This window comes from Tatumella ptyseos ATCC 33301 (genome assembly GCF_000735525.1).
Classification (GTDB): Bacteria; Pseudomonadota; Gammaproteobacteria; order Enterobacterales; family Enterobacteriaceae; genus Tatumella; species Tatumella ptyseos.
Genome location: NZ_JMPR01000048.1, coordinates 1 through 13,666, shown reverse-complemented (window position 1 = coordinate 13,666; position 13,666 = coordinate 1). Strand labels below are relative to the sequence as shown.

The window sequence follows — 13,666 nt, the reverse complement described above, 5'->3', positions numbered from 1 at the left end:
TGCGTACCTGTCCCGACGCTGTCACATTGCCGGGCGACCGGGGATGTTTTCTGCCACATAGTGCGGGAATGAAAAACGACACACACTTTTTACCCTGTGGATTCACGTTGCCGGAGCTGGCACTGGTCCTGTTAATTATCGCGTTGCTGGCGGGGGGCGGCAGCCTGGTTTGGCAGGGCTGGCGTGAGCAACAACAGCTTGCAGAAACGGCCACCGGATTGCAGTTGTTTCTTGCCGGTGTCCGCGAGTATGCGAACCGCACCAACCATAATCTGCCCCTGGCCATTTATCCTAGCGGCGATATCTGGTGCGTGGACACCCGCCCTCCGGCAGAGCGCAACGGGTGCCCTAAGACGGCCCGTTTTGTCTGGCGGGCCCCTTATCCGCAGGTACAGTTACTGAGGGTGGTCGGGGAGCCAGGCTTCTACGGGCGTCGTAATGTTGCCCGGGCGGGTAGCCTGGAGTTTGGTACGTCAGCCCGACGCGCGCGGGTGATTATTTCGTCGCGGGCGAGGATCAGGCTCTGTCTGCCGGAGGCAGGAGGATGTGAATGATGGAGAAAGAGAGGGTATCCCCCGGAAAACGTCACGGGTTTACCCTGGGTGAGATGTTGCTGGCCCTGCTGATCAGCAGTGGGATCTTTCTGGGGGCAGCGCGATTTTTTCCGCATCTGGTCCGCAATAACTGGCGACTGCAACAGCAAACCCTGCTGGCACAGGAAGTCCATGAACTGTTACTGATGCTGGAAAAAAACTTCCGCCGCGCGGGATACTGCGAAAGGCCGCCCTGCGCCCGTCCGCCGGTGATACTGAGTGCCGATGGTCACTGCCTGATAGTGCAGTTACAGTCGCGGCGCTATATTCCCGGAGACGTTTCCGGCAGCCTGAAAAACGACAGTTACGGTTTTCGCTGGCGGGATAAACGGCTGGAGACCCAACGGGGCGTCACAGGCTGTGACGGAGCCGGATGGGAAGGGCTGAATGATCCGTCATCGCTGCAGATTACGCGATTACGTTTTCTGCGTGAGACCTCACGGCTGGCTGTGGAACTGACCGCCAGCGCCGGCCCCGGAGTGACCCTGGCGCAACAGCACTGGGTGCTGGCGGAAAACCTGTGAAACAGCGGGGCAGTTCACCGCTGCTGATCGTTGTTTTACTGTTGCTGACGGGGAGTCTGTTACTGCAGGCCAGTGAACGGATTTTACGGGCCGGGATGCCGGGAGGGATCGATGAATATCACTATTTACAGGATTTCTATCAGGCTTCTTCGTCTCTGGCCTGGGGGTTACAGCAGCGATGGGCAGACCGTGAAGGCTGGCAATGCTTTCAGTCTCCGGAAGAGGGCTGGCGTAGCTGCCTGTTATGGCAGACACGCGAACGCGGAGTATTACGCGGGCAATCGGCAAACGGCGAGACCCTGCTCTGGCGATGGGTTCAGCCACACGATGCGGAACGTTCGGCCCTCGTGGCCATTCCCGCGGGCTGGAGTGACCTTTGTCCGTTACCCGATGAACGGGAATGCCGGCAGGGGCTTTAGCCTGGCAGAATGCCTTATTGCCTTACTGATCCTCTCACTCAGTGTGTTATTGCTCAGCCAGTATCATCAGCAACTGGTTAACAGTTATCAGCGGCAGTGGGCACAACGCGAAGCCGTGCGGGCCGCGGCTCAGGTACTGGCCGGGAAAACCCCTGCGGGCTGGCGTAGTGATATCCGTCGCCAGCCTGCCGCGAATGGCTGTTTGCGGGTGACTGTACATACAGAGGGGCCGCTTCGCCGGGAGGCCACCCTGCAACAACTGTTTTGTCCGCCTTTTGGCGATCGCTTACCGTAATAAGTGTCCCGCGGGGCTTGCAACCGGAAGATGAGCAGGTAGAGTGACGTGGCAGAGACGGCAGGCGTCGCAGGAGGCAATATGTTCAGGGTCTATCATTCAAATCAGTTGGATATTTTAAAAGATCTGACGGCACACCTGATTAACAGGGAGCCATTAGCGGATCCTTTCAGTAAAGAGGTCATACTGGTTCAGAGCCCCGGTATGGCTCAGTGGCTGCAAATGGCACTGGCGGAAGAATTTTCGGTGGCCGCAAATATAGAGTTTCCGCTACCGGCCAGTTTTATCTGGCAGATGTTTGTCTGCGTCCTGCCTGGCATTCCGAAACAAAGTGCCTTTAATAAAAGCGCCATGAGCTGGAAGCTGATGAAGTTGCTGCCCGGGCTGCTGTCAGAGGACACCTTTCTGCCGCTCCGCCATTATCTGAACGATGATGAGGATAAACGTAAGCTTTTTCAGTTAAGCAGCCGGATTGCTGACCTGTTTGACCAGTATCTGGTCTATCGCCCGGACTGGCTGAATCTGTGGGAACAGCAGCAAATGGCCGACGGCCCGGGGGAGGCTCAGCAGTGGCAGGCGCCTTTGTGGCGGGCGCTGGTCGCGTACACGGCTGAGCTGGAACAGCCTGAATGGCACCGTGCCAATCTCTATTCCCGTTTTATCGAAGCCCTGGAAAATGGCGATACCTGCCCGGAAGGCCTCCCGCCACGGGTTTTTATCTGCGGTATCTCGGCACTGCCGCCAGTATACCTGCAGGCCCTGCAGGCGCTGGGCCGTCATATTGATATTCATCTGTTATTTACTAACCCGTGTCGCGATTACTGGGGGGATATCCGTGACCCCGCCTTCCTTGCGAAGCTGCAAAGTCGTCAGCGCAAGCTGCACCAGTCGCAACAGCAACGTCCGCTGTTCCGTGATCCGGCACAGGCCTCATCGTTGTTTGGTCCGGACGGTGAACAACAGCTGACCCAACCTCTGCTGGCATCCTGGGGGAAACTGGGGCGGGATAACCTCTATTTACTGGCGCAGATGGATGCACTGGATAATGAAATCGATGCCTTTGTTGAACCGGGGCACGACACGTTATTGCATTCTCTGCAGCAGGATATTCTGACGCTGGAAGACCACTCTGTCATCGGCATTACGACCGAAGAATTTAACAATAGCAGTGCCCGGCGGTTACTGGACCCGAAGGATGACTCTTTTACCCTCCGGGCGTGCCACAGCCCGCAGCGTGAAGTGGAAGTGGTACAGGATTACCTGCTGGGGCTGATGGATGCCGATCCGACATTAAAACCCCGCGATATTATCGTGATGGTATCAGACATCGACAGCTATTCGCCGTTCATTCAGTCTGTATTTACCGATGTCAGTCGTGAACGGTATCTGCCTTTTGCCATTTCTGACCGCAGAGCAAGCCAGGCGCATCCGGTGATCCAGGCCTTTCTGCAATTACTGTCCTTACCGGACAGCCGGTTTACCTCAGAAGATATTCTGGCTCTGCTGGAGGTCCCGGCACTTGCGGAACGTTTTGCGATTGATGAACAGGGGTTGCGGACGCTACGCCACTGGGTCGATGAGTCCGGGGTGCGCTGGGGGCTGGATGACAGCAGCGTCAGTGATCTTTCACTGCCCGTGACCGGGCAGCATACCTGGCAGTTTGGTCTGCAACGGATGCTGTTGGGGTATGCACTGGAAAGTGAACAGGGCGACTGGCAGGGGATCCTGCCCTATGATGAATCTGCCGGATTACAGGCCGAACTGGCCGGACAACTGGCGGAATTACTCAGTTGTCTGGCCGACTGGCGGCAGCGTCTGCGGCAGTCACTGATTCTGGAACAGTGGCAGCCGTGTTGCCGTGAATTAATCGATACCTTTTTCGCCGGTGACACGGATAGTGAAACCGCACTGGCGCTGATTGATGAACAGTGGCGGCAACTCCTCGAACAGGGGCTGGAATCCCGTTATCCGGGCGAGGTCCCGGTGACGGTGCTGCGCGATGAACTGCGTAGCCGCCTGGAGCAGGAGCGGATCAGCCAGCGGTTCCTGGCAGGCCAGGTAAACTTCTGTACCCTGATGCCGATGCGTTCTATCCCGTTTAAAGTCGTCTGTCTGCTGGGGATGAATGACGGCGTTTATCCGCGCACCCTGACCCCCTCCGGATTTGATTTAATGCAGCAGTCACCGAGGAAAGGAGACCGCAGCCGACGCGATGATGACCGTTATCTCTTTCTTGAAGCCTTGCTCTCGGCCAGAGATCGGCTCTATATCAGCTATATCGGGCGCAGTATCCGTGACAATGCTGAACGGCTACCGTCGGTACTGGTCAGTGAACTCTGTGAGTATGTCACCCGCAGTTTCCGTCTGCCTGGCAGTGAGTCACTGAATGTGGATGAGAGCGCACAGCAGGTAATGCAGCACCTGTTATATCAGCATAGCCGTACTCCGTTTGCTCCGGAGAACTTTATCGCTGAGCATGAACGACAAAGTTTTGCCAGTGAGTGGCTGCCGGCGGCCAGCGGCCAGGGGCTGCCGGTCCCGGCGTTTGTAACCCCGCTGGAACCGTTCAGCCCTGAGGAAGTCTCGCTCGATGAATTGCTACGCTTCTGGCGCCACCCGGTACGGGCCTGGTTTACCCGTCGTCTGGGGATCAGTTTCCTGGCCCAGGAAGATGAATTGCCGGATACAGAACCTTTTGAGCTGGATAATCTGCAGCGCTACCAGATCAACACCCAATTACTGAATACCCTGGTCACCCGGCATGACAGCGACCAGTTTTTCCGACGACAGCGGATGGCCGGTCATCTGCCTTACGGGGCCTTCGGTAATATTTTTCGGGACAAACAACTCAGTGAAATGCAGGACATCGCCGCCAGAGTCAGCGACCAGTTGACGGAAAGTCGTAGTGTGGAAGTTGACCTGGCTCTCTCATTACGTCTGACCGGCTGGCTGACGGGAGTGCAGGACGACGGCATATTGCGCTGGCGTCCGGGGGAACTGAATCTCAGCGATGGTTTGCTGCTATGGATAGAACATGTGGTCAGTTGTGCACTGGGCGTTCCGGGGATCAGCCGCATGTATGGCCGCCATGACAGCTGCTGGCGGTTTATGCCGCTGGGCCAGACAGAGGCGATACAACAACTGGAAAAACTGCTGGCAGGCTACCTGCAGGGGATGAATAGCCCGTTAATGTTGCTTAACCGGAGCGGAGGGAGCTGGTTGCTCAGCCGCCTGAATAAAGAACAGCAGCTTGCCGATGACGAAGAGACCGTACGCAAAGCCCTGCAGAAACTGACCGAGGGCTGGCAGGGAACCGTGCTTATCCCGGGGGAAGGGGAAGACCCTTATCTGCAGCGTCTGTGCCGTGAACTGAATGATGATACCGTGAATGCTATTTGTCAGGCGGCTGAAACGTGGTATCTGCCGGTGATCCGTGCCCATACGCCGGAATCACTGTGACATTAACGGTTATTATCCTGAACTGACTAACGAGTGAATACGAATGAATTCTCAGCAGGCTGAAGCGCTTGACCCGTTAATTCTGCCATTACAGGGAGAGAGGCTGATAGAAGCCTCCGCGGGCACCGGTAAAACATTTACCATCGGTATTCTCTACCTGCGCCTGTTACTGGGGCTGGGCGGGGAGAGAGCATTTCATCGGCCATTAAGCGTCGAAGAGATCCTGGTGGTGACGTTTACTGAGGCCGCAACCGCCGAATTACGCGGACGTATCCGTAACAATATCCATGAACTGCGTATTGCCTGTCTTCGCTATGCGGATGATCCGCAACAGGTGTCGGCACAGTGGCGACCACTGATTGAACAAATTGAGGATATCACTGCGGCAACGGAGCTTCTGCTGGCGGCAGAGCGTCAGATGGATGCCTCCTCCGTCTTTACCATTCATGGCTTTTGCCAGCGTATGCTGAATATGAATGCGTTTGAATCCGGGATGTTATTTGAACAGCAACTGGTGGAAAACGAACAGCAACTGCTCAGTCAGGCTGCCGCCGATTTCTGGCGTCGTTATTGTTACCCGCTGGAAGAAGAGGTGGCCCGTGAGGTCCTGAAAACCTTTACCGGTCCGGAGCATCTGCTGGCTTCGCTGCAACCCTGGCTGCAGGGAGAAATGCCGGTCATTTCCCCGGCACCGTCAAACGATGAAACCCTGACTGAACGGCACAGAAAAAATATTGCCCGCATTCAGGCGATTAAACAGGCCTGGCGCGAGGCGGCGGCGGATTTGCTGCCGCTGATCCAGGATTCCGGTGTTGATAAGCGTAGTTACAGTAGTAAACACTTACCTTCATGGATAGAGAAACTGACCGCCTGGGCCGCAGAAGAGACCTGTGATTATCTGATACCGAAGGAACTGGAACGTTTTCAGCAGTCGGTACTGGCGGAAAAAACGAAAAAGGGGGCCGTCCCGGAACACCCTCTGTTCACTCAGGCTGAACGTTTTCTGCAGAAAAAAGTGACCTTGTATGATTGTCTGGTGGGGCATGCGCTGCGTGAGATCCGTCAGTCGGTGTATCAGCAGAAACGTCAGCAGGCATTGCTCAGTTTCGATGACTTACTGAGTCGTTTCGACCATGCTCTGGGCCAGGCCGCCGGAGTCAGCCTGGCAGAATCTGTCCGTCAGCGGTATCCGGTCGCGATGATCGACGAATTCCAGGACACGGACCCGCTGCAGTACCGGATTTTCCAGGCTATCTATGGCGGACAGCCGGATAATGCGATGTTATTGATTGGCGATCCGAAACAGGCGATTTACGCATTTCGTGGCGCGGACATTTTTACTTATATCTCGGCAAGGAAAAAAGTTAGTGCTCACTATACGCTGGGAACTAACTGGCGCTCTTCTCCCGGGATGGTGAGCAGTGTTAACCGGTTATTTTCTCAGAGCGATAACCCCTTTGTTTTTAACGACATTCCGTTTTTACCGGTGGCGGCCGCCGGGAAAAATCATCCGCTCCGTCTGCACTATGACGGGGAATGTCAGCCGGCCATGCGTTTCTGGGTGCCGCCCGCAGAAGCGATGGGGGTAAGTGAGTACCAGCATTATATGGCGCAACTGGCTGCGGCGGACATTGCGCGCTGGCTGATTGCCGGTCAGCAGGGACGAGCCTGTTTCATTGATGCCGCGCAGCAAAAAATTCCGGTCAGTGCAGCGGATATTACCGTGCTGGTACGCAGTCGTCAGGAAGCCTCCCTGATGCGTAAGGCATTACAGAACAAAGGCATCAACTCCGTTTACCTGTCGGGGCGCGATAGCGTTTATCAGACGGCGGAAGCCCGTGAGTTGTTATGGCTGCTACAGGCGATACTGGCCCCTGAGCAGGAACGCATCCTGCGGACCGCTCTGGCAACTTCCCTGATGGGGCTGAGTGCGGTACAGATTGAGGAAATCAGTCAGGATAGCCGTCAGTGGGATCAGATGACTGATCGCTTTGCCGGCTGGCAGCAACTGTGGCGTAAATCGGGCATTTTGCCTATGCTGCGCCATCTGATGATACAGCAGCAGTTACCGGAAAATCTGCTGGCCAGTGACGGCGGTGAACGCAGACTGACCGATATCATGCACCTCGGGGAACTGTTGCAGGAGGCCGCGGTGCAGCTCGATAGCCCGCATGCGCTGGTGCGTTATCTGTCACGGCAGATCCTGCGTCCCGATATAAATGGCGGTAATCAGCAACTGCGCCTGGAGAGCGATCGGCACCTGGTGCAGATTGTGACCATCCATAAATCCAAAGGCCTGGAATATCCGCTGATCTGGCTGCCGTTTATTGCGGCTTACCGGCCCGCAGCCTCCGCGCTTTACCATGACCGGCAGAGTTATAAAGCCGTGCTTGACCTGGAAAAAGAGGAGGCAAGTCTGGAACTGGCGGAGCAGGAACGACTGGCAGAAGACCTGCGTCTGCTGTATGTGGCGGTGACCCGCTCCGTATGGCATTGCAGCCTCGGGATAGCCCCGTTGTTCCGTGGCAACCGTAAACAGCAGGGGGAAACCGATTTGCATCACAGTGCCATCGGATACCTGATACAGCAGGGCCAGGCGCTCAGTGCTGAAGGCCTGCGCGAACGGTTAGCTGCACTGGCCAACGAACAGATGGTGGTGACAGAACCGTATTCCGAAGAGATCCCCGCGTTTACAGACCTCCCTGAGGCTGATCGGCAACTGGCCAGCCGTCGTCTGCACCGTTCGCTGAACGACCCCTGGCGAGTGACCAGTTACTCCGGTCTGCAACATCACCGCGGTAGCAGGTTACTGGATATTATGCCCGGCTTTGATATTGATGCGGCGGGAGAACAGCAGGAAGACAATGAACAACAGCTGACCGCACATCACTTTCCGCGTGGCGCCGGGCCTGGAACGTTCCTGCACAGCCTTTTTGAACAACTGGATTTCACTCAGCCGGTCCCCGAAGCCTGGCTGGGGGAACAGGTAGCTGCCCACGGCTATCCGCCGCACTGGGTGCCGGTGCTGCAGCAATGGCTGGATACTCTGTTGCAGACACCGTTGGCGGACGATGAATTGTCGCTTGCCTGTCTGCAGCCAAAAGATCTGCTGGTGGAAATGGAATTCTATCTTCCCATCAGGGCGCTGCTGCGTCCTGAGCGGCTGGATGCGCTGATGCGCCGTTATGATCCGCTTTCACAGCAGGCGGCGGCCGTCGATTTTCAGCAGGTAAAAGGTATGCTGAAAGGGTTTATCGACCTGGTGTTTCGCTGGAAGGGAAAATATTATCTGCTGGATTATAAATCTAACTGGCTGGGAGCAGACAGTTCTGCCTATACACCGCAGGCGATGGCGCAGGCGATGATCGACCATCGTTACGATATGCAGTATCAGCTTTATTCGCTGGCGCTGCATCGCTATCTGGGGCACCGGATAGCGGATTATGACTATCGCCAGCACTTCGGGGGCATATTTTATCTCTTCCTTCGCGGAATGGGGGGCGAACAGCCGGAAAATGGTGTGTTTTTCACCCGTCCAGAGGAAGACTTTATTCATCAGCTGGATGCACTGTTTGCCGGGCAGGAGGACACCGATGTCTGAATTTGAGCAATTGCTGAAGCAGGCGCAGGAACTACAAATGTTCCGGCCTCTGGATCTGCGGTTCGCTGCCTTAACTGAGGGCAGCGGATCACCCGCCCGACGTCTGGCTGCGGCCTGCCTGAGTGCCGGCACCGGAGAAGGGCATGTCTGTTTGCCGCTATCCCTGCTTTCGCCAGCTTCTCTGTTTTCCGGACGACAACTGGCAGTGGCTGAAGCACTCTGGCAAGCCGCCGCCGCCCCGGTGAATGAGGATGACTGGCTGCCGTTGCTGGAGGGCTGGGATGCGGTAAGTGATGGCTCACAATCAACGCCGCTGGTACTGGCTCATCGCAAGCTTTACCTGCACCGGATGTGGCTTTACGAAAAGCAGGTTGCCCGTTTTTTCTCTGCCGGGTTGACGAGTGCTCCGGTGGAGCCCGGGCAGATCCGCCCGGTACTGGACGAGCTGTTCGGGGACGAAGGCAATAACTGGCAGAAGGTGGCGGCCGCTGTCGCGCTGACACGTCAGTATTCGGTGATCTCCGGCGGACCGGGGACCGGCAAAACGACGACAGTGGCCCGTCTGCTGGCCGCATTACTGACCCTGACGCCTGGCCGGTTACGTATTCGTATGGCTGCGCCAACGGGTAAAGCTGCGGCCAGGCTGACCGAATCACTGGGTAAAGCCTTACAGGCGCTGCCGGTCAGCGACACACTGAAAGCCCGCTTTCCGCAGGAGGCCACCACCCTGCACCGGCTACTGGGGGCGCAGCCGGCCACACGACGCTTACGCTATCATGCCGGTAACCCTCTGCATCTGGATGTACTGGTGGTAGATGAAGCCTCAATGGTGGATCTTTCGATGATGGCATCCCTGATCAGTGCGCTACCACCTGAGGCCAGGGTGATTTTTCTGGGCGACCGTGACCAGCTGGCTTCGGTTGAGGCCGGTGCTGTACTGGGTGATCTTTGCCGTAGCGCGGAATTTGGCTACAGTCCGGCCCGTGCTGCAGAGCTGGGCGCGTTGACCGGTGCAGACATTGCCGGGACAGAGGTTGCTCAGGCACCGGCAGTGCGTGACAGCCTGTGCCTGTTACAACAGAGTTACCGGTTCTCGGCCAGTTCGGGTATAGGGCAACTGGCCGCTGCCGTCAATTGCGGTGATCTGTCGCGACTGGCGGCTATCCGGCGGCATCAGGATTTCCGTGATATCCGGTTATGCCCGCTGGACTCTACGGAACAATGGCAGTCGATGCTGAATGACATCAGTCAGGGATATGCCGAAGTGATTGAAAAGGTGAATAATCATGTTTCCCCGGCGGAGGTGTTACATACCTTCAGCCGATACCAGTTGCTTTGCGCACTGCGGGAAGGGCCGTTTGGCGTCAGCGGTCTGAACCAGCGTATCGAGCAGCGTCTGAGGCAACAGCAGCGTCTGCCGTCGGCTACCGGAAGCGGTAATCTTTATGCCGGACGTCCGGTCATGATCACCCGTAACGACAATGCACTGGGACTGTTTAACGGGGATATTGGCATCATGATGTACGATGAAACGCAACAGCTAAAGGTGCACTTCCTGCTACCGGATGGCAGTGTAAAAGCGGTTCATCCCAGTCGTTTGCCACCGCATGATACGGCCTGGGCAATGACGGTTCATAAATCGCAAGGCTCGGAGTTTGATCACACGGCCCTGGTGCTGCCGGCACAGTACAGCCCGGTCCTGAGCCGGGAGCTGGTGTACACCGCCATTACCCGGGCGCGGACACAACTGACCATCTACAGTGATGAAGCCGTATTTACGCGGGCGATACAGTCCCGTACCCGAAGACGCAGTGGATTAAGTGACCAGCTGGTGAGTGAACCGTTGCGGCCTCACTGACGGTATAAGACGACGGCATCCTCCCGTCAGGGAAGATGCCGTGGCAGGATCAGTCCAGACTCAGCATTAAGACTTTGGAACGGCGCTGATAGTTGTACATTTTCTTCTTAGTTTCAGGTAAGGATTCGATATCGACCGGCACAAATCCCCGTTCCTGAAACCAGTGGATGCTGCGGGTAGTCAGGACAAATATTTTATTCAGGCCCATTGTGCTGGCCTGATGACAGATATGCTGTAACAGCAACTCGCCGCGTGAAGAACTACGGTATTCGGGATGAACTGCCACGCAGGCCATTTCCCCGATCTGTTCTTCAGGGAAAGGATACAGGGCCGCACAGGCAATGGTCAGATTATCCCGCACCACGACGGTGAATTTATTGATTTCCATTTCCAGCTGTTCGCGTGAGCGGCGAACCAGGATCCCCTGTTCCTCAAGCGGACGGATCAGCTCAAGGATCCCCCCGATATCATCGATGGTCGCTTTACGGATTTTTTCGGCCGATTCCATCACCACCTGTGTACCGATACCGTCGCGTGAGAAAAGCTCCTGTAACAAGGTACCGTCTTCCAGATAACTGATCAGGTGGCTGCGGGGAACGCCGCTGCGGCAAGCCTGCACTGCACCACGCAGAAAGCGTACGGTACCCGACAGGTAATTACCCTGTTGCTCAAGGCTGTCGATACGCTGCTGAGCCTGGTCAGGGAACATTTCAGAAATAACATTACCGTCGTCATCGCTGACACCCTGTTCGGAACAGAAACCAATCATCTTTTCAGCTTTCAGTTTGATGGCAACCTGAGTCGCAATCTCTTCTGAGGTAAGGTTAAAGCTTTCACCGGTAACTGATACCGCAACCGGCCCCAGCAGCACGATGGCACCGCTGTCCAGCTGGCGATGGATAGCGGCATGGTCAATACGGCGGATACGGCCGGAATGGCAGTAGTCTACGCCGTCATCCACACCCAGTGGCTGAGCGATAATAAAGTTGCCGCTCACCACGTTAATATGCGCGCCCTGCAAGGGAGTATTGTTAAGGCTCATTGACAGGCGGGCAGTAATATCCAGCTGCAAACGACCGGCAGCCTGTTTCACCAGCTCAAGAGAGGCGGCATCCGTGACACGGGTAAATTTGTGATAGTTAGGCGTCAGCTGGTGGTCGGCAAGATTAGCATCTATCTGAGGTCGCGCCCCATAGACCAGCACCAGGCGGATGCCCAGGCTATGCAGCAGACCGATATCATTGACAATCCCGGAGAAGTTAGCATGCTCGATCGCTTCACCGCCCAGCATGATGACAAACGTTTTGCCGCGATGGGCATTAATATAGGGGACGGTATGGCGAAACCCCTGAACTAATTCGGTACTACGTTCCTTCACGGCGATCTCCGGGTGAATGTTTATTCGTTTTTTCTGTATTTTTATTCCTTTATGGTCCTGAATGCAAGTATTGTGTTTCAGGGACATGTGCATTGATAGCGGGTTTTACCGGACTTATCCACATTACTATCAGTAAGTTACTTTTATCTGCGGCGGGGGAGAGGATTAAAATTTTTCGGAGAGCGAACGATGTTCGGGTGTTTTTTGTTCAGCTATCAGCTATCAGCCATCAGAGATAACGGACAACGAATAAAGGATTGCCGGAAACATCAACTGTCAGGATCAGTGCCTTCTCAGATCCGATCCGACAGATCAGTGCGGCAGGTCATCTCTTTCTGACAATCGGATAACGTTGGATCCGGTAAAAATACGCACCATTACTCTGCTCTCAGTTCACTCTTTCGCTCTGTAATTATTAAGGTGATCCTTTACCGGTATCAGGAATAAAAAATAAGCTCTCAGAAGGTTTTCAGAGAGTTTGTTTATTTATTTTTTATGGGATAAATGACATGACGAAAGTCAAAAAATAATGGGTTTGTGAATATTTGGCGGGATAAATATAACCGAAAGTGCTATTTCTGTAGTAGCCAGAAATATACCTGTTTTATTTTACAGGTACCAGGGAGGGAGCATGACTAATATGATTAAAAATATTAAATCTTTAGAACTCGATAAAGTCTTCCAGCAATTATTAAGGGACGAACGTTTTGGCTCTCAGGCTGAATTTGTCGATTATCTTACCCGTCACGGGTTCAGGCATATCAACCAGTCTAAAGTTTCTCGCATGCTTGCCCGCTATGGTGCGGTACGCACACGTAATGCCAGAATGGAAATGGTCTATTGCCTGCCGGTTGAGCGGGGGATCCCGACGGCCAGAACTATGCTAAAAAGTTCAGTGCTGAGTATTGAAACCAATGACTGGATGGTTGTTACCCATACGGTTCCCGGCGCGGCACCCTTAATTGCACGTCTGCTTGATTCTTGTGGAAAATCAGAAGGAATATTAGGAACAGTTGCAGGGGATGATACAATTTTTATTGTTCCGGTAAAGGGGGTTAATGCTTATCAGCTACAGCAGTCCGTCGTCAGTATCCTTAATTCTGATAGTTAATTGATCAACAAGGATGCTTTATTCCGTGGCACAGAAGGGGGGGTAATGATCTCGCGGGTAAGGGAAATTTATAGATATACACAATACGGGCTCATCAGATCCAGATGACGTTGACAGATGTTCACCTTATCACGGAAAAATAGGTTACGGTTCTTTCTTCCGTACGTCCTGAATTTGTCGATGGTCAGTCGCAGGCCCGTGCGGAGGTGGCTGGCACCGGGGAGGGGCATGCCGGAAATTATATCAGGGGGCGGAGAATATGCAGGCAGTCAGCAGGTTGCTGAATTCAGAGCAAAAAAAAACTTATCAAAATTAATTTGATAAGTTTTCTTCGGTTGGTTGCGGGGGCCGGATTTGAACCGACGACCTTCGGGTTATGAGCCCGACGAGCTACCAGGCTGCTCCACCCCGCGTCCGTGCTGTTGCTG

The 13,666-nt window shown here is 54.9% G+C and carries 9 protein-coding genes and 1 tRNA gene; 8 read left to right on the top strand and 2 right to left on the bottom strand.

The window, feature by feature from the left end; all coding sequences use genetic code 11:
- Nucleotides 1-68: 68 nt before the first annotated feature.
- From GTPT_RS15365 to recD, 7 genes are all read left to right on the top strand, one after another.
- On the top strand, nt 69-554 hold the full coding sequence (locus GTPT_RS15365; protein WP_025902648.1) for a prepilin-type N-terminal cleavage/methylation domain-containing protein: 486 nt from the start codon (nt 69-71) through the stop codon (nt 552-554).
- Nucleotides 551-1,117: a prepilin peptidase-dependent protein gene (locus GTPT_RS15360; RefSeq protein WP_029989858.1), complete on the top strand. Its 567-nt coding sequence runs from the start codon at nt 551-553 to the stop codon at nt 1,115-1,117. Before GTPT_RS15365 ends, GTPT_RS15360 begins: the two co-directional genes overlap by 4 nt.
- Nucleotides 1,114-1,536 (top strand): DUF2509 family protein, encoded by a 423-nt coding sequence (locus GTPT_RS15355; RefSeq protein ID WP_029989860.1) that lies wholly within the window; start codon nt 1,114-1,116, stop codon nt 1,534-1,536. Before GTPT_RS15360 ends, GTPT_RS15355 begins: the two co-directional genes overlap by 4 nt.
- A complete protein-coding gene (locus tag GTPT_RS15350) occupies nt 1,487-1,831 on the top strand; it encodes a prepilin-type N-terminal cleavage/methylation domain-containing protein (protein ID WP_025902645.1) in 345 nt (114 codons plus the stop codon). The genes GTPT_RS15355 and GTPT_RS15350 overlap by 50 nt, the downstream gene beginning before the upstream one ends.
- A gap of 81 nt (nt 1,832-1,912) precedes the next feature.
- Complete coding sequence (gene recC / locus GTPT_RS15345) at nt 1,913-5,290, top strand: exodeoxyribonuclease V subunit gamma (RefSeq protein ID WP_029989862.1); 3,378 nt, start codon at nt 1,913-1,915, stop codon at nt 5,288-5,290.
- 43 nt (nt 5,291-5,333) lie between these two features.
- Nucleotides 5,334-8,891 carry an exodeoxyribonuclease V subunit beta gene (recB, locus tag GTPT_RS15340; RefSeq protein ID WP_029989864.1) on the top strand — a complete coding sequence of 1,186 codons (3,558 nt, stop codon included), beginning with the start codon at nt 5,334-5,336 and terminating at the stop codon, nt 8,889-8,891.
- Nucleotides 8,884-10,749, top strand: coding sequence for an exodeoxyribonuclease V subunit alpha (gene recD / locus GTPT_RS15335; protein ID WP_029989866.1), 1,866 nt, complete (start codon nt 8,884-8,886; stop codon nt 10,747-10,749). The genes recB and recD overlap by 8 nt, the downstream gene beginning before the upstream one ends.
- 49 nt (nt 10,750-10,798) lie before the next feature.
- Here the strand turns inward: recD and argA are convergent, their stop codons facing one another.
- The gene (gene argA, locus GTPT_RS15330; protein WP_025902641.1) at nt 10,799-12,127 is read right to left on the bottom strand and encodes an amino-acid N-acetyltransferase; all 1,329 of its coding nucleotides are present in this window, start codon (nt 12,125-12,127) and stop codon (nt 10,799-10,801) included.
- Nucleotides 12,128-12,767: 640 nt separating this feature from the next.
- Between argA and argR the strand changes: the two genes are divergently transcribed.
- On the top strand, nt 12,768-13,238 hold the full coding sequence (gene argR, locus GTPT_RS15325) for a transcriptional regulator ArgR (protein ID WP_029989868.1): 471 nt from the start codon (nt 12,768-12,770) through the stop codon (nt 13,236-13,238).
- Between the two features lie 336 nt (nt 13,239-13,574).
- Here the strand turns inward: argR and GTPT_RS15320 are convergent.
- Nucleotides 13,575-13,651: transfer RNA gene (locus GTPT_RS15320), tRNA-Met, on the bottom strand.
- Nucleotides 13,652-13,666: the final 15 nt, after the last annotated feature.